The sequence below is a fragment of the Serratia sp. CY76391 genome, assembly GCF_052166695.1.
In the GTDB taxonomy this organism is placed as follows: Bacteria; Pseudomonadota; Gammaproteobacteria; order Enterobacterales; family Enterobacteriaceae; genus Serratia; species Serratia nematodiphila.
Genome location: NZ_JBJNOJ010000019.1, coordinates 1 through 16,752, shown reverse-complemented (window position 1 = coordinate 16,752; position 16,752 = coordinate 1). Strand labels below are relative to the sequence as shown.

13 protein-coding genes and 6 pseudogenes are annotated in these 16,752 nt (G+C 48.9%); 10 read left to right on the top strand and 9 right to left on the bottom strand.

The genetic code is table 11. From position 1 onward, the window contains the following. Positions 1 to 116 precede the first annotated feature (116 nt). Positions 117 to 707, bottom strand: coding sequence for a hypothetical protein (locus ACJ8PN_RS24755; RefSeq protein WP_442535329.1), 591 nt, complete (start codon positions 705 to 707; stop codon positions 117 to 119). A gap of 714 nt (positions 708 to 1,421) precedes the next feature. Here ACJ8PN_RS24755 and ACJ8PN_RS24750 point away from each other — a divergent pair. Beyond that, a complete protein-coding gene (locus ACJ8PN_RS24750; RefSeq protein WP_420277210.1) occupies positions 1,422 to 1,604 on the top strand; it encodes a Dabb family protein in 183 nt (60 codons plus the stop codon). A 347-nt stretch (positions 1,605 to 1,951) separates the two neighbouring features. Here ACJ8PN_RS24750 and ACJ8PN_RS24745 read toward each other — a convergent pair. From ACJ8PN_RS24745 to ACJ8PN_RS24730, 4 genes and pseudogenes are all read right to left on the bottom strand, one after another. Next, positions 1,952 to 2,098, bottom strand: a pseudogene (locus ACJ8PN_RS24745) (hypothetical protein); the annotation flags it as partial. 300 nt (positions 2,099 to 2,398) lie between these two features. Further along, on the bottom strand, positions 2,399 to 3,217 hold the full coding sequence (locus ACJ8PN_RS24740; protein WP_442535328.1) for a protease inhibitor I42 family protein: 819 nt from the start codon (positions 3,215 to 3,217) through the stop codon (positions 2,399 to 2,401). A 175-nt stretch (positions 3,218 to 3,392) separates the two neighbouring features. Continuing rightward, positions 3,393 to 3,554, bottom strand: a complete 162-nt coding sequence (locus ACJ8PN_RS24735) for an ATP-binding protein (RefSeq protein ID WP_420277208.1) — start codon at positions 3,552 to 3,554, stop codon at positions 3,393 to 3,395. 439 nt (positions 3,555 to 3,993) lie between these two features. Continuing rightward, the gene (locus tag ACJ8PN_RS24730) at positions 3,994 to 4,293 is read right to left on the bottom strand and encodes a DUF3761 domain-containing protein (RefSeq protein WP_442535327.1); all 300 of its coding nucleotides are present in this window, start codon (positions 4,291 to 4,293) and stop codon (positions 3,994 to 3,996) included. 482 nt (positions 4,294 to 4,775) lie between these two features. On the opposite strand from ACJ8PN_RS24730, the pseudogene ACJ8PN_RS24725 reads away from it, so the two are divergent. From ACJ8PN_RS24725 to ACJ8PN_RS24715, 3 genes and pseudogenes are all read left to right on the top strand, one after another. Beyond that, positions 4,776 to 4,950 (top strand): annotated as a pseudogene (locus tag ACJ8PN_RS24725) (tail fiber assembly protein); the annotation flags it as partial. A gap of 131 nt (positions 4,951 to 5,081) precedes the next feature. Continuing rightward, complete coding sequence (locus tag ACJ8PN_RS24720; protein WP_442535326.1) at positions 5,082 to 5,546, top strand: DUF3761 domain-containing protein; 465 nt, start codon at positions 5,082 to 5,084, stop codon at positions 5,544 to 5,546. A 13-nt stretch (positions 5,547 to 5,559) separates the two neighbouring features. Continuing rightward, entirely contained in the window at positions 5,560 to 5,931 is a 372-nt protein-coding gene (locus ACJ8PN_RS24715) for a YidB family protein (RefSeq protein ID WP_420277205.1), read from the top strand. Between the two features lie 931 nt (positions 5,932 to 6,862). Here ACJ8PN_RS24715 and ACJ8PN_RS24710 read toward each other — a convergent pair. Together ACJ8PN_RS24710 and ACJ8PN_RS24705 are read right to left on the bottom strand one after the other, a co-directional pair. Then, entirely contained in the window at positions 6,863 to 7,168 is a 306-nt protein-coding gene (locus ACJ8PN_RS24710) for a hypothetical protein (protein ID WP_420277204.1), read from the bottom strand. Positions 7,169 to 7,688: 520 nt separating this feature from the next. Further along, positions 7,689 to 8,854, bottom strand: a pseudogene (locus tag ACJ8PN_RS24705) (ISL3 family transposase). Between the two features lie 494 nt (positions 8,855 to 9,348). Between ACJ8PN_RS24705 and ACJ8PN_RS24700 the strand changes: the two are divergent. The 4 genes and pseudogenes from ACJ8PN_RS24700 (at position 9,349) to ACJ8PN_RS24685 (ending at position 11,971) form a co-directional block, all read left to right on the top strand. Continuing rightward, a pseudogene (locus tag ACJ8PN_RS24700) lies at positions 9,349 to 10,541 on the top strand (IS3 family transposase). Between the two features lie 534 nt (positions 10,542 to 11,075). Then, complete coding sequence (locus ACJ8PN_RS24695) at positions 11,076 to 11,264, top strand: hypothetical protein (protein WP_420277203.1); 189 nt, start codon at positions 11,076 to 11,078, stop codon at positions 11,262 to 11,264. Continuing rightward, entirely contained in the window at positions 11,230 to 11,664 is a 435-nt protein-coding gene (locus ACJ8PN_RS24690) for a hypothetical protein (RefSeq protein WP_442535325.1), read from the top strand. Before ACJ8PN_RS24695 ends, ACJ8PN_RS24690 begins: the two co-directional genes overlap by 35 nt. A gap of 34 nt (positions 11,665 to 11,698) precedes the next feature. Beyond that, positions 11,699 to 11,971 (top strand): hypothetical protein, encoded by a 273-nt coding sequence (locus ACJ8PN_RS24685; protein ID WP_420277201.1) that lies wholly within the window; start codon positions 11,699 to 11,701, stop codon positions 11,969 to 11,971. Between the two features lie 1,270 nt (positions 11,972 to 13,241). Here the strand turns inward: ACJ8PN_RS24685 and ACJ8PN_RS24680 are convergent. Further along, a pseudogene (locus ACJ8PN_RS24680) lies at positions 13,242 to 14,322 on the bottom strand (integrase core domain-containing protein). Positions 14,323 to 14,544: 222 nt separating this feature from the next. On the opposite strand from ACJ8PN_RS24680, the gene ACJ8PN_RS24675 reads away from it, so the two are divergent. Further along, positions 14,545 to 14,736, top strand: a complete 192-nt coding sequence (locus ACJ8PN_RS24675) for a hypothetical protein (RefSeq protein WP_420277200.1) — start codon at positions 14,545 to 14,547, stop codon at positions 14,734 to 14,736. Positions 14,737 to 14,865: 129 nt separating this feature from the next. On the opposite strand, the gene ACJ8PN_RS24670 is transcribed toward ACJ8PN_RS24675, so the two are convergent. Then, positions 14,866 to 15,825, bottom strand: a complete 960-nt coding sequence (locus tag ACJ8PN_RS24670; protein WP_442535324.1) for an IS110 family transposase — start codon at positions 15,823 to 15,825, stop codon at positions 14,866 to 14,868. 188 nt (positions 15,826 to 16,013) lie between these two features. Between ACJ8PN_RS24670 and ACJ8PN_RS24665 the strand changes: the two are divergent. Next, positions 16,014 to 16,752 (top strand): annotated as a pseudogene (locus tag ACJ8PN_RS24665) (IS3 family transposase); the annotation flags it as partial.

Genomic DNA, 16,752 nt, shown 5'->3' with positions numbered 1-16,752 from the left:
CCAGGCAGGTGCGTAATGTTTTGTGTTTATTTGTTGTCATGCTGCAACCCCTGGTGCGCTCGACCCATAACAAAACCCCACCCAGGGAACGCGCCTGGATGGGGGTTTTCCAGTGCTTAGTTGTACGCCAGTGAAAAGGTCACCGGAGCCACCATATGGCCCACCTGCGCGGTGATTGCAGTCGCCATGGTTGAGGTGAACTTCACGGTCGCACCATCCGCTTCCGCGCCATTGGTAGATGTATATTTAAATGCCTGAATGGAGTCGCCTTGCTGTAAAAGTGCGTCAGCGCCTCCCTGGGTTTTCTTGCCGGTCAGCAGGGAACCAAAGCTCATGGTGGTCGAACCGACGCCGCCACCCAGCAGGGTTGGGTAACCCGGCAGGGATGGGGCGTCGGTGATTTGCAGTTCCAAGAATTTGTTCGCTACTACCGTACCGCTGCACACGCCCAGACAGATGTAGAAATCTTTCTGATTCTTGATGGAGGTCTTGAAGCCTGCATAAATACCGGCGCCTGCAGTGAAGTCGGTGGGCATGGCGTTACCCAGGTCCACTGGCGCGGCACCTGACGTTGAGTCGATGTCACAGGATACCGGCACTACGTCGCCCTGAATGACCACCCTGGTGTTGTTACCCGCAGCATAGGCTGAGGAAACGCCGATAGACAGCAGAGAGCCAATTGCGGTTACTTTAAATATGGATTTCATAAATTGTTCTCTTATTAAAAGTTGATTATTACCCTGTTTAAAACGGGGCTTGCAGTATAGGTTCTTCAATCAAATTAGGATCCCATAAGGGGTTAAAGCCTTCTCTAGAAGTTATGCACACAACGCGATTTATAGACCGGAATATGAAAGGTGTGGCAGGTCAAGAAAAAAACTACTGGGAACGGGCTGGAACACCTCAAGGAGGAGGCAAATACGGCAATGCCACTTAAACATCAGAACGAGAGCGCGGCAGGTCAAGCATTTCGGGCAGTTTTCCCCACGATGATGTTGAACATGAAAATAAGTGAGTTCTGCTTCGTAAAGCACAACCTTTTAGTCTTCTCGTTTTACGGCCTGCCATGCTTATGTTCCAGGCGCACTCGGCGTGCACTGAATGAGTTTCATTATCAATTTATTATTTGTCTTGTAGTAAAATAAAGGGATAGGCGATGAGACTGTATTTTACCATGACAAGCCCGTGCGCTCATTGAGTCACAATCTTTCTGCTCTCACTGTAAAACCATTGGTGTCGTTCACATCGGTTTAATGTGCCAACAGAAAACAAAGAAACCCGCAGTTCATCATACCCGACATCAAACCAGTTAATCACCGTTGGCAGGTCGCCGATAGAAAGCATTACAACTTGCGACTTGTCCAGAAAGAAAATGACGCTAAAAGCTATAGGGAGGATTTCGATGATACGCCACATTTTGTTTGATAACGTTCGCCGTTGACGCTTCACCCGAAGCCATCGACCCGGTGCGTGAGACGCATATCCCGGAACACATCGAGGGCGTGCAGGCTGTTGAATGGGGTATTAACGACAGCCTGGAAGCTAAGAACGCCGCTTACACTCACTGCGTGCTGATGACCTTTCAGGACGAGCAGGCCCGGTGACGTTATTTGCCACCCCCGGGTATGAGGCGCTAGAAGATGATATTTCGTCTGGTGCTGAGTGACATTATCGTGTTTGATTACCCTGCTTTGCCTGGCGACTGTACCGCCTGACGGGATGATAATTCTGAGAAGGGACAAATGCGAAAGAATCCGAGAAAAAAAACCGACACAGCAAACTGCAACCATCATCGACACAATAACCCAGGCACCGAGGTGCATACCAACATTAAGCCGGTTATTCCTGATTATGACTGGAGCATATTCGGGGTCAGGGTCAACAATGTGTGGGGTTCAGCAAAATGTGGGGAGCATTATTGGGAGCATGACAATATGATAGATTGTTATTTTTAACAATAAGTTGAGATTCCATATCGAATCCTATCGGGCCCCGCCTTTCCGATTTCCTCATGGGACAGATTTGGGACTAAACCTTCGAAAATCGCGTCAATTTGCCTCGCATGTTCAGTTTGGAGATTAGGGGCAAGGTGCTCATATCACTGTCTGTACCCTTCTCAGGCTAATATGAGCTCCACCTTGCCGCGCAGATTGGCCCTGAAACCATAGAATTTTCCTGGCGCCTGAAGCTAGAGAATATCGGCGGTTACCGTTCGAGGAAACAACTTGTGTTTCTGGACGTTTGCCAGCTAGCGTATGATAAACACGTGTTGCTGAACCAGCTTCATTCACCTCGATGCACAGCGCTACCAGTAAACACCAAGCCAGATACGTAAGCACAGCGATGGGGGGGATAGGCGGTTGTGGTGAACCGGTCTTCCTCAGTCAGGGTGAAAAGTCTATTTCATCATACCCAGAGGCCCCTGGTCAAAATACGCGGTATCGCCGGCTGCGGCACACATCATGTGGCCAAATGGGATGCGCAACGTTTCGTCTTTAATCTCCAGCGAAACAAACGCCGGTGTAACGCAGTTGCCGGCCTCAAACGAATCGCTGGCTACCCAACGTAGCCGGCTGGCAACCTGTTGCCCTGGCGGCAGCAGAACCGGCCTCGGATGCATCCCGAGGGAAATGCGTCGCTCCACGGTCAGAGGTTGCTGTTTAGCATCCTTAAACCTCAGTGCCGGCAACGGTTCCAGCGTGCAGGTAATGTGTCCGGTGTTGCGTAACACCAAGAGCGTACCGCTTTGCGACATACCGGTAAATTCCCCCTCCTTATCATCAAGATGTGCCTGAATATTGTCAGAATGGCAGAATGTATCAGCAGCTCCTCCTGTTGTCGGGACGACAGTAATTAACACGTCAGAATGCCGGTCATCGTGCTGAAGCTCCCACGGGCGGGCATACTGAAGAACCATTTTCCCCTTACCTGGTGTGATACCTGTCAGGCTGAGTACGGTATTCCCTCTACACCCCGACATTCCCTTTGCACAGTCACTGGATGTGGTGTATTCCATGCTCACCAGTGCTACCTGAGGTGGAACGGAGCGGATTATCCACTGATAACCCGTGGTCGGACTGGCGGGCAGCGTTATCTGAAATGATTCGCCTTGCTTCACGGTTTGTTCTGCGGGAACCACGTTGCCTAGTGACATATCGGAAGCCAATGTTGTTGAACTGAGCAAAAACAGCATCGAAGGCAGCGCTATTTTTTTCATTAAAAAGCTCCAGTAAATAAACGTCTTGATGGTGAGATTATGCTACCTGTTGAAGCTGCTTAGAACTTAAAGAAGAATCCATGCGAAAAATGCAAACCACGTTGATCGAAGGAGATCAGTGAAGTTAATGTAAAAATGGTTCTGTGAAAGTGACACGAACCGATCTCCATCAATGTTACTCACCGACCTCCTTCACGGTAATACGCAGGGCACAGGTAACATATGTTTTGCTACATCCCGTTGGCCCGATGATTAGCACGTTTTCATGACGGTGAACATAAGCACCTGTCAGCAGTTGTACCAGCAACTGTCGGTTCAGCCCCCGAGGGTTGTGCATCCAGCCTCAGTAGTGCAGCTCCAGTGCGTTAAGAGCCCGAACAGCAGATGGAGTTGTTGCAGGATTAACTCGAAAATGGCCCCCTTTAAGGGGCGTCGTGTAAAGCCACCTCCTCAGGAGGTGTTCTTTTACTTTCACCTCTAAACCACCGACTAGGCAGGTGGCGATAGATTTAACCAAATTTATTTTTAAAGCGCCTGTCGCTTATTCTTCGATCCATTTTACTACTGCAGTAAGGGCATAGATGCTGCTTTTTGCTATCAATTGTCCATGTGAAATACTTCTTTTTAAAATCAGTACCACAAATGTCACATCGGCTCGGTTTAAACATAGATACGATAAAAACGAGAACAATAAAACCAATGACCCATTCCATAATTTTGATAACTCTTCAATGCTTATTTAACTTTATATCCCGTTAGTAGCGGGTCTTTTTTGGCTAAGACAACCACTCAGCAACACCACCATGACGCGAGCATGTCCCACGGTGGTGCTGGCTGAAACTGTATGAGTAATCGTTGCATTTCGCTGTAGCTCCTTCGGGGACCTTGTGGGATTTCGTATGTGCTGGATGGTGGACTTCATTGGCATCCGAGTTGCTGTATTCCCCTTGTTCGATTAAGTCACTATTCTGTGATTGTGCTGCGCTGGTACGATGATGGGAATAGTAGTGAGTGCCTTTGGCAAAAGCGGGCTGAACAGCCAGGAGAGACAGGACAATAAGTGAAGCTAAACGCATACCTTTTCCTTTTGTTTCAATAAAAAGTGGAGACAAGAAGCTAGTAACGGGTTGTGTTGACTGTCCACTAGGCACGATTGGTCTGTTGTAACGATCAATTTCACTAAACCGATCGTTTTTATCGTACCTACCTCGTTAATACCTTTCAGATTAATTTCCTATCAAATAGAAGGCGAAATAGTGAAAAAATACAGCTTGTTATTGATTTTATCTTGCATTGTAGCCCCGTCTATGGCGACGTTGTTTACTTGTAAAGTTAGCAAGGGTAAAGCTATTAACCGGGATTTATCCGGTTATGGGGGAGTGCTTGATTCAGGTGATTCTTTTTTTGCCCAATTTAAGGTGTCGATATGAACGTCGAAGCATACAAAGTATCGGTGCGTATTGCACTGGAAGACCAGATTACTCATGGCATGGCTGCTATGGGCGCAGATATCCCGCCGCTATCGGCCGAGGGGGGCCGCCAGGGCATGGTATCAAGGAAGTCTCGGTTACTGAGCGAAGCGGAAGACGTGATAAGGCCACTTGAAAGCGCCGTGAAACTCGGGCATGGCCACGGACGCAGAAAAGGCTAGGTTGGACGCCTGGGAGCGCTACAGCGTGGAATTGAGCCGAGTTGATATAGAAAAGCCAGAGTGGCCGGATAAGCCTGAGTAAGCGTACAGAAAATTGACCGCCAGCCTGGCGTTGGTTTTTAGGTTGTTATTGCTAAAAATAACCTCCCGTTGTTAAAGATTTATTGCTTGTTAGTGATTCATTATTCATTTGTGTAACGGAGAGTTTTGACTATGCGTATATTACCTCTTGCTTTTCTTGTCTGCGGTTTTATTCTGAGCTCTGGAACGATGGCAGCATCTCCGGCAAAGAAAGACGCGCAACAGTCTGTTGATGTACAACAAACTACAGACATTCCTGCGCCGAAGAAGGCCTCACACCCACGAAAGCCAAAGGCTGATAATATCACGCTGCAGCCAGCAGATACGGCCCCGGCGATTGTACGGGATAACGGTGGACGATTTGTGAAAAAGGTGAAAACCCTGCCCGCGCCCGCGCCCGCGCCCGCGCCCGCGCAAAAGCAAAATCCAACCCCCGTCCCAATCCCTGCGCCAAAGTCAGTGCCAACACCGGCAGCAGCTCCAAATGCGACAGAAGCAGGGGCTACAGCAAGGTGTAAAGACGGTTCGTTCAGTCACAGTCAACAACACAGCGGCTCTTGCTCACGCCATGGTGGCGTGGCGCAGTGGTTGAATTAAGAGGGGGTTAGTCATGGGGATTCTGAGCAGCATTGTGGGGCAATTCTTTCCGGGAGGGGAAGGGCATCTGAACCTGGTCGCTTTTTTATCTTGGGTGCAGGATGCGGGTGGGGTTCCTACTTTGTTGGCACGTTTAAAGACTCTGGAAGAGGGGGAGGGGCTGACGGCAGAGAACCTTACCCATGAGAATATTAGTACTTTGTTCAGCGAAGGTGAATTATCTTCGCTTGCACAGCGTATGGGACTCTCTCGGCCGGATGTTATGGACTGGATTAGTGCACATCTTCCGGCTGTATTGCAGCATTTATCTCCCGAAACCCATCAACTGGGAGGCAGTAATATGCTGGATGTGGCGCTGTCCATATTACGTGAGCGTCTGAAATAGATTACAACTCCCCCTTGCGGTAGGGATGTAAGGGGGAGTTGTATTCTGATTGTGATGACTTCTGGTTATTCAGATGGAGGGTAAACATATGTCGCTGCGTGCACCTGTCGGGTGATTACTAGGTGTTGTTGCTTGCCCAGCGAAAATATCCGTCTCTGACGATTGGTCACCGCAATATGGCGTTCCCTACCAAGTCGCCAATATCATTCCTGCCACTATTGCCGGAAAACTGAAAGACATTGTCAGAGGATCGAACAGTGAGCCGAGGAAATTGATAACTAACGCTGTGGTTTGATACCGACCGCCAGCCCTGAGCTGGTTTTTAAGTCTAAAAAGCGAAAGCCCCGAACTGCTGCAAACAGTCGGTGCTTACTTATTTGCAAAACTGATACGGTGGGAGCCGTGAGTGAAGAATAGCAAAAAATACACCCGAAGGAGGGGAGGGGTTGATGATGATAATCACATCCACCCGTGGCTGCGGTTCTGCGCTGGCGCGGCGATCTTATTGTGTGCGGTACCTAGCCGTGGTGCCGTTCGTAGAGGTTGTTATTCATACAATACGATGAAATCAGCACAGCCTCAGTCCATCCTTTGAGCTTCCTTGCTACCAAGGCTGTTATTTTTGGGTGGCAGTGACAGAGAACCATATAAGGAGTTCAAGCCTGGCTCTCGCCACCGCCATTGTCTGGTGGTAACGCCCTACGCCAGTATAAAGTTGCTATTAACACCTGTGACAGAATTTGCAGGGAATTACCATTGATTGGGTGGCGCATCATCAGACTGACAACAAGAAACCGATGCCGCACCGTTACTCCTTTGAAGAGCAAACGCGAATGTATGGACGGGGGAGTTATGATGTCAATTGGATAAGTGACTTCAACTTGTAAAAAGGCAGCCAGGCTGTTCATCATAAGCAGCCAAGGTATCGCGATTACTGATTTTTGTTGCCAGAATGATTTGTCGACGTGGCTATCATCACTTTTATGTCATTTAGCTGAGAAGTTGTATCTTTAAACCCGGTATCGACCTTGCTATCCAGTTTGTCTATTCGACCATTTAAATGGTCTTCTGAGGTCTGAATACTTCCATTAATTTCTTGGCGTTCTTGTGACATTTCATCAGTAATTCTATTGGATACAGTCCAGGACGTGGCAGCGACAGCAATCACAATGGAGACTATAACTCCGATCAAACCCAACCAGAATTCTAATCGCCCAATGCCGTTTTTTTCACCCATATAAGTCTCCTCTTTTCCATCACTTGAACAAGGATTATCTCTACCAATATTTGCATTAGCACAGGGGTATAAGATATCGCTTGTGAAAATGTATTTGGGGTTTCCTTGCTGAGCGGTGAAAAGTGCTGCAGTTTCATTTAGCTCAGTGGATTGTTCGGGGTCAGGGTCAATATGAAGACATTACTAACATCGGGGTGTATTAATCAACGGGGAGCCGGTCAAATTTAGGGGGCCAGTTTAACTAGTAACACCTATGCCCGAATTTGCAGGGTATTACTACTGAGCGGGTGGTGACACATGGCACTCAAGTAATCTTGACCAGAAACTATGGCTAATAACCCGCCGCAATTACTGAGTTTGGTCCATGTGCCACCATTGGGTGACACAGATCGCCTACGGCATAAACTTATCCCGCGCTGTGTTTATGCAAGCAGCTGGAAAGTAGAAAAGGGAGTTGGGCTATGTCAATAGGGGGAGTTGTTTCGTTGCGGTGATGTCGTGGGGAATGGGGCAAAATGGTTCATCGCACTTTACCGGGGAACGCCGCTTTGATTTTCAGGAAGAAGTAAGCGTTATCTCGGTATCATAAGCCATCCGCTTCATCACCTTTATCTTATTGTACATCCCTTCCAGCACGCTGGTATTCAACCTGTGTCTGGCACTCGCGATGATGCCACCGGCATATCCTTTCAGCTTCTCGGCGAGGTGTTGCAACGCCTTTATTCCGCTTTCCCGGGACTGTCTGTACCAGCTTGCCCAGCGCTTTTGTGCCTCTTGCTCGCTCGGGGTGTATCACAGTTCTTTCAGCGCCGTTTTCATCAGCCATACCACATACAACTGCTGATTCGCTTCCAGTAACTCTGTGAGTTTTACCTCATGCCCTTCGGGGAGATTTTCCGGGTTGCGCAGCCTGACGCGATTTTGGGTTATCATGAAACTGATTGGCCTGGTCGACGCGGACCCGGTCGATAACCTCCCGGCCATACTTTGCCAGCACATGGAACAAGTCATAGATCACTTCCGCCTGTGGGCAGTGATGCCTGACTTCAAGATCTAACGCCGTATTCATATCCATGGCGATAGACTGGATAGCGGCACAGCTCAGGCCTCAGCCATGTGAAGAAGGGGCGCAGGGCCGCTCTGCTACGCCCCTCTCCCACCCACAATACCTGTTGCGTATCCGCATCCATCACCACGGTGGCATAACGATGTCCTTTGAACATCCATCACCAGGCGGCGAAGGGTATGGCGCTACGGCTCTGTCCGTTCCCGCAGCAGACGCCGGTAGTCAATATTCTTGACCGTATGCCAGTGCAGCTCAGTGAGTTGTGCGACATGCTTAATCGGCAGTAAACGGGCCAGTGATTCAACCCATACGGATAGCGTCGTAGTATATCTCTGGCGTTCAGGCAACCAGCTGATTTTTTCGGTGGTGATACCGCAGTGGGGGCAACACAAACGACGGACGGGGACGTTGAGGCAGACTCTCCAGTCGAGCAACTGGCGTTTACGCACTCGACGAAAGGAGACATCATGCACAACAGAAATCTGTCGTTCACAGCGACGATAACAGGGAGGGATGGCAGAGTCAGGCTGGAGCTGAATAAGCACGGTGTTAGCAGAAGGATGAGAGAAGGAATTAACGACAAAGCCTTCCCGGAACAAGGAGCAAAGGTTAGCATTCATAGTGACAGTTAGGGGGGGGCGAATACAAACCTAAACGTTCTGACTGCTGTTTTCTATTGGTTCATGCTAAGACGCGATGAACCAAAAAAATTCCCGCAAAGTGAATTTGGTTTGTCGGAACTGAGATTCATTTTTGCTATAATGTTTTGGCTTTTTGTCATGCCTGAACAAGCTTTTACGTAAATATGTTTTACCCCCCCCAAAAAAACTTCATAACTCCCTCTGGGTTGTTGCAGAATGCTTGGTAATGGTAGGGGGAGGCAATGATTTGTTGTTTAGTTTTTCGCTGAGGAGGTGACTGGTTAAAAAATAAACTTGATTATTCCAGTCTCCCTATCGGAGCGTATTTTCGTTGCAGTGAATCCCACTATGCGTCGGGGGGGGGGGGGGGACAGCGGAATTTAGACTGGCCCCCTGAATCTCCAGACACTTCGACCCACCTTAAATTAATGACTAGTCTTAAAACTAGTCATTAGACTAGTTGGGAGATAAGCATGATCGAAGAGTTGCTCGGACCAGAACGCCGCAGGCGCCGTTCTCCACAGGAAAAAATATCCATTGTCCAGGAAACGCTTCAGCCTGGCATGACGGTATCCCATGTCGCACGGCTTCATGGTTAAATGCAAACCAGATCTTCGCCTGGCGAAAGCAGTACCAGGAAGGTAGCCTCACCGCAATCATGGCTGGCTAAGATGTTGTTCCCGCCTCAGAGCTTGCGGCGGCGGTGAAACAAATCAAAGAGCTACAGTGCCTGCTGGGTAAAAAACCATGGAGAACGAGCTGCTGAAGGAAGCTGTCGAGTATGGTCGCCCAAAAAGTGGATAGCGCACGTGCCCTTATTGCCCGGGGATGGCGACTGAGCTTCGTCAGCCGCTGTCTTCAGGTCTCGCGTGCGCACTTATATACCCTGAAGCATCGTCCCGATAACTGGCAGGACGAGAGATAAAAGCGCCAGGCCGATGACGCCGATGTGCTTGAGCGGATCAATGGCGTTATCGGTGAAGTGCCGACCTACGGTTACCGTCGAGTCTGGGCATTACTGCGCCGCCAATCGGAGACACAGGAGCTGGCCGTCGTCAATGCAAAACGGGTGTACCGGATCATGTGCCAGCATTCACTGTTGTTGGGACGAAAACCCAGAGTGCGGTCGGCAGGTCGAGCGCATACAGGTAAGGTGGCAGTCAATGAAAGTAACCGGCGGTGGTGTTCTGACGGCTTCGAGTTCCGCTGTGATAACGGTGAAAAACTCCGCGTCACCTTCGCCCTGGACTGTTGTGACCGCGAAGCACTTCACTGGGCCGCCGGCACAGGCGGCTTCGACAGTGACACTGTTCAGGACGTGATGCTGGGTGCGGTGGAACGTCGCTTCGGACAACACCTGCCGCCAGACCCAATCGAGTGGCTGACAGACAATGGCCCAGCCTACAGAGCGCATGATACCCGGCGGTTCGCCCGGTTGCTGGGGCTGAAGCCGAAAAGAACAGCGGTGCGTAGCCCGGAGAGTAATAGCATGGCAGAAAGCTTCGTGAAGACGATGAAGCGTGACTACATCAGCGTTATACCGCGTCCGGATGCGCGTACTGCAGTGCAGAATCTGGCGATGGCGTTCGAACATTATAACGAATGGCATCCGCACAGTGCGTTAGGCTGCTACCGTTCGCAGCGAGAATATCTGCGACGCCGGTAGACCTAAATAAGAGAGTCGAAGAGTCTAGAGTTCTAGAGTTACAGGGGCAAATCCAGAATTTCTAACCGGGAATTTGCTTAAAAGATCTCGAGCCACGGTGGCTGGCCAACGGCTCACTGGGAGGCACCCAGCACTGCAACACTGATTTATGCTCTGGTACTGTTAGGGAGAAGTACAACAGTACCAGAGCATTCCATGACGTCGGAACCAGCGAGTGAGCGCACCTCGGTAGGTAGGGGGATAGGGGGGCTCTGTGGTGCATGCGTAGGCTTATATGTAACAGATAGCTACCGAACAATACCAGTGTCCTGAGAAAGTGCAGCAAGTCGGAGATCGGCGCCGGCCAGTACGTCCCATAACGAGTACTAGCTAACCACCGGAATTTTTACTCCCAGTATATGTAACTTATAATTGCTTTCGGGGATGCATAGCGCTGTGACATTCGTCACGTTTTAGCTGAATATATTTGCAATTATCTAACTCCCGTTTGATAGTAAATGTTTATATTTCTAATGGTAATGATTTGAGGGGTAAATGACTAAAATATATACTACATGGGATGCGAATGAAACTCAGATTTATGATCAGCAATGTGGTGACAAGACTGAAATAGACTCTGATTTTAATAAAAATATCGGCACTGGTTTTATTATGGATGCCGTTGGAAAATCTTTGAAGTTGAAAGATAGTGTTGGTGTTTTTTGGCCAGTTTCCCCCCACTGATCCAAATGAACTGGCAGATGCGGTGACAGAGTTTGGTATTTTCTCTGGAATGTTTTCTTACGCGAGTGGTATGAGTGTTTTTATGGGGCAGCAGCGGCCTTTCAAACTGACATCACAGCGTGATGGTTCAATGAAAATAACAGTGGATAGTAAGTTAAATACTGCATCAAACGAAGACTCGAATGGTTCTGTGGATGTTGAAATGTATGATACATCGATGCTGAGCTTATCTTGTTCTATTTTCGAATGGGGTGGTCGATTTTCCACTTATGACAGTACTAAGTTAGATATTTTTACTCCTAGGGTTATTCCTTACGATAGTTTGACTGAATTACTTGGTAAACATCACAACAAACAATATAATGGTTACAAAGGATCAGTGGATAGTTTCTATTTTTGATGGGACCCCTCAACTTAATATAATGGCGTACTCTGTGGGAGGGGACCCACTACAAAGCCGTGATGCTGAAGCCGCGTATCCTAAAGGGATTATTGATTTCGCTTCATCCAGCAAGGGGAGCGTTGCTATTGATATGCCTTCGGCCAGTGCATTTACTCTGTCGCTTTTAAATCAGAGGGGGACCTTCTCTCTCGATGGTCGGGTTATTGACATGCGAACGGATGGACAATTTAAAGTTGGGTATGCTGAAAATGTGCAGAGAGGTGATTTTACGACGCAAACTATGGTAATTACCAAAGAGCGCTAATGTAAGCGAGTGCACTGGCATGGGCAGTTCCTGCAGATCTTTCCCCCTCAAACATCCCGTACCTCATGCCAGTCAAGGGATGTGTGCACATGAGTTTCAGGCAAACGTGCCACATCTGCAGACGGGCTGCTCTGCTGCTGTCGTGGTCAAGAAATGGGGCCAGGGACATCAGGAGCACGGACATCGCGCAGCGCGGTCTAGGTCAACATCAGCACCACGATATGTCAGATACAGGTGCCTGCGTATTACTCGCCAGCCAGCCACGGTTATCAGGCCGGACACCAGCACCACACCCAGCAGCCCGACCGTACTGGGTCCAGAATAAACACCGCAACAGCAGACAGAAAACGTCTCTGCCCGGAAAAGAGCCAACGGTGCTGGCTTAGTGCCAGCATCGTCGGCAGGAAACTGGCCACCTGGCGAAAGCCGTCGGAGGGACGCATGTCACTTTGCTGGGGGAGCCAGTGCGCATAGCCCGCCGGCCAGAGCACCCTCTTTACATAAGGCCTGTGACAATCAGGGCATATGCCGAGAATGCAGCCAGTTCCTCAGACACCCGACAGGCCGAAAGCCACAGCAGAAAAACACTGCCACACCACATCATGATCACGTGGGTTACTGCACGCCAGGTGTCGCTCCCGGGGGGGCATCCACAGCAAGGGAAGGGAGAAAATAAGGAAAGACAGCAGCAACGGCGGACGGGAAAAAACTATCCGCCCGCTGAACACCATGACCAGGAACAGCAATCCCGGTAATACTCAGCCGGTATATTCCGGTATCATCGTATCTGCAGGCAGCAGTGATCGCCAGGGCAGGTTAATGAGCAGATAGGGCACTGCAACGAGTATCAGTTTTGTAACCCGCTCTGAATTTGAGTTATACGACTGTGCCAGTTTGGCTGGTAACTTAAGATCGTGGATGAATGAACCGAATATTTGAGGCGGAGACGTGGTGCTGCTAATAACAGCATTCCCGCAAGGGAGTTGAAGATCTTAACCTACGGGCGACCTTGAGATGGAGTGTTGCATGATATTACGTTTTTCATTTAATGCTTGTTTAGGGACTCGTTGTTACTAATTTCCCTCTTTGCTATGAGGCGTGGGTAACATGAGAAAATTAATTTTGATGATGTCAGTTTTGATTGTGATGTTTTTGGGCTTGTTTTCCTTATGGAAATTAAAAAATATTGCATGCCCACCATTATGTACAAACGTCGGTTTTTGTAAGCATTTACCTTGATGATGCTTGTGCAGTTGTAAGCACATCCGTTTTAATTCCAGACGCTTTTTGATAGTTCCGGTTTTTCAGCCATCAACCGGTACTCTTCCGGCGTCAGGTTGTTCAGTGATTAATGAGACCGCTCGCTGTTATATTTAGTTCGCCAGCGCTCCGTAATTTTCCGAGCTCCATTCAGGGTTCTGAACAGATAAAAATTCAGTATCTTCGTCCGGTATGTCCGGTTAAAGCGGTCGATAAAGGCATTCTGTTTCGGCTTACCGGGCTTAATAAACTTCAGCATGGCACCATGTTCTTCAGCCCATTGTGTCAGTGAGATAAGTTCTGGAACGTTGCCCATTCGCATCTTTAGCGGATAACCTCGGTTTGCCACTATTCTGTCCAGAACCCGTAGCATGCGCTGCGATACTTATCGCCAGCGCTTCGCGGTTAAAGTTATTCACCACATTGAAAGTCCGGAAGCCTCTGCTACAGAGCAGGGCATCGTGCATAAAATCTCTGGGCCAGCTCTGATTAAGCGGCTTCAGATGTAGCTAATGGCACCGGGTTACGGACAGGCAAACGCTGCTTTCCCTTGCGACGAAAATTCAGTTTCAACAGACAGTAAATCCGGTGTACTCGCTTATAATTCCAGTTATGTCCCTGACTGCGGATCACCGAAACAGCTTCTTAAAACCGTCTCGCGGAGAACGTTATACCAGCTTAGTCAGTGCCAGGATCACTGGTTTATCACGCCCGGTATCAGTACACTGCCCAGCCCAGCCCAGCCCAGCCCAGCCCAGCCCAGCCCAGCCCAGCGATAACGTCCTGCAGGCCTGGCGTAAACTCATGGCAAATTACGGGGTCAAAGAGCCTACGAGTTCACACTTTATCATCGCTGGTTTTAACGTTTTTTCGATGACGTCTTTTAACGTGCAACATTTCAGGCTGGGATCGACAAACATCTGTTTGAGTCGCCGGTTTTTGTCTTCTAGATCTTTGATATTTTTGATATCAGAGGCTTTCATACTTTGCTTGTCAGTTGTAGTACGAAGCTTCCGATCTTCCGGCTTGGCTTCAACAGACTTCAGAACGGCGATGATAATGTGATGTTCGGTGAATCGAGCTTTACGCATAGCGCTCTCCTCAGGGGGGATCATCAGTGTGCCGGAAGCTCTCTAAAAATGAATTAGCCGTTTTGTAGGGATGCTTACATACCCAGCGATATATTTATCAGACGGTAGTGATTACCGCTAGCATGTTGCATTTTGTAACACATAATGGTCTTGTACTGATTAATCATCCATTCATAAGATTAATTTCACATTAAAATGTGTTTATGAAATAAGGATAATTTTATGGTTGATGAAGTCGATCTTGCCCAAGAGCTCGAAACAGAGCGAATGAATCGCTTGCTGGCGAATAGAACCAGAGAGTCACTTTCGTTCATAGGAATGTGCCACAACTGTCTTGACCCATTAGCTGAAGCTCATTTTTGTGATGTCGATTGTCGTGATGATTATGAGAAGCGGCTTCGGTTCCAAAAATAAAAACGTTTCTGATAGCGTTGTCTTAACGGTTCTAACAAGTTGTAGAAGTATGCAAGCATTGGACTGACCCCACCCCGGTAGACGATCCTGCCCTATAGTTTGAGCATAGCAACTGTCTTTCGAGTCCGATTACGAAGCATGTTGGTGATACAACGGATCCCATGCTTCATTATTTTTCAGCATTGCGTTCAGGATGGTCAGTAGTTTTCTGATGCAGGCGGTCAGTGCAACCTTTTTGGGTTTCCCTGCGGCAACGAGGCGTGTATAGAACTCTTTAATTACTGGGGTGTGCCTCGTCCCGACCAGGGCTGACATATAGAGAGCTGTTCGGACGGAGGCTCGCCCTCCGAATACCGTTCGGCGACCGCGCATCGTGCCGGAATCCCTGTTTACTGGAGCAACTCCAATAAGCGCACTAATTTCACGTCGTGACAACGTTCCAAGTTCCGGAACTTCAGCCAGCAGCACGGCAACAGTCGCTGCACCCACACCTTTAACGGCGCTCAATAATGCAGATAATTCACTGAAATTTTTCGAAATATAGGCTGACATTTCAGCTTCTATACGCGCTATTTCACTTTTCAATACCGAAATAATAAATCTGATACTTTCATGATTCTGATGATGCGATGGATGCAATCTGTTCCGCTCAGCGGTAAGCATGATCGTTAATTGTCGGCGTCTGACCACCATTGCTGCCAGCAACTGCCTGTGAACATCAGGTAAGGGGCGAATATATTTTTCCCGCTCAGGATGCTGGTTAATAACTTTTGCCATTTGTAGCAGGACTCTGGCATCTATTTGGTCGGTCTTAGCCAGATAGCCCATTGCGCGAGCAAAATCTCGCGCCTGTCGGGGATTGATAACAACCACATCGAAACCTTCAGACTGAAGATAGCCAGCCACACCAGACTCAAGTCCCCCGGTGGCTTCCATCAGGATCAGTTGAGTTTTTAACTCTTTGAGTATCTGATTAAAACCGGCATCTTCATTTGGCATAGTGAAGGGCTGGGCAATACTGCTGATTGCAATATCCAGAGTGCTTTTCGAAACATCAATGCCTGCGCAATGTTGATTTGACACGCTCATCTATACCCCTCCTTGCAAATACGATGTGAAGTTCAGACAACTGTTCGGGCTTCAGATGAACGGCTCAGCCTGTGCGTCAGTCGCTATGCTGCGGGCTTGAATAACCCCAGGAGGAATCGGGCTACACGGGCTTTGCCAAATCTAAGTCAGAACATAGTAATCCACTTTCAAGATACAAGGGGGAGCATATGGACACACCACGATTTACACCTGAATTTAAGGAAGAAGCCGTCCGTCAGATAACGGAACGCGGTTATTCCGTTGCCGAAGTATCTGACCGTCTGGGCGTTTCTGCGCACAGTCTCTACAAGTGGCTATGGGCTATCAAGCCTGATAACCGCGAACAGCATGCCCGGGATTTACTGGAAGCCAAAAGCGAGATCCTGAAACTACGGGCACAGCTAAAACGTACCGAAGAAGAACGGGATATCCTGAAAAAGGCCGCGCGGTACTTTGCAAGGGAGCCCGACTGAAGTACCGCTTTATCAATGAGCACCGCACTGTATGGGGTGTGATGACTATGTGCCGGGTACTGAATGTCGCCCGGACCGGGTTCTATGCGTGGCTGCACAACCCGGTCTCGGCGCGTGATAAAGATAACCTGCGTCTGCTGATACTTATCCGCGACTCATATTCACTGAGCGGAGGCGTATACGGTTACCGGCGAGTTCATGGCGATCTGAACGAAATCGGGGAAACCTGCGGTAAAAACCGGGTGGGTCGTATTATGCAACTGAACCGGATCAAAGCTGTACGCGGCTATAAAGCGCCACGCCGTATCGCCGGCCGACCTTCAGTGGTAGCTCCTAATCGCGTACAGCGGCAGTTTACCGTTGTTCGGGCCAATCAGGTCTGGGTCACCGACATCACTTATATCCGGACCTGGCAGGGATGGTTGTATCTGGCGGTGGTTATCGACCTCTTTGC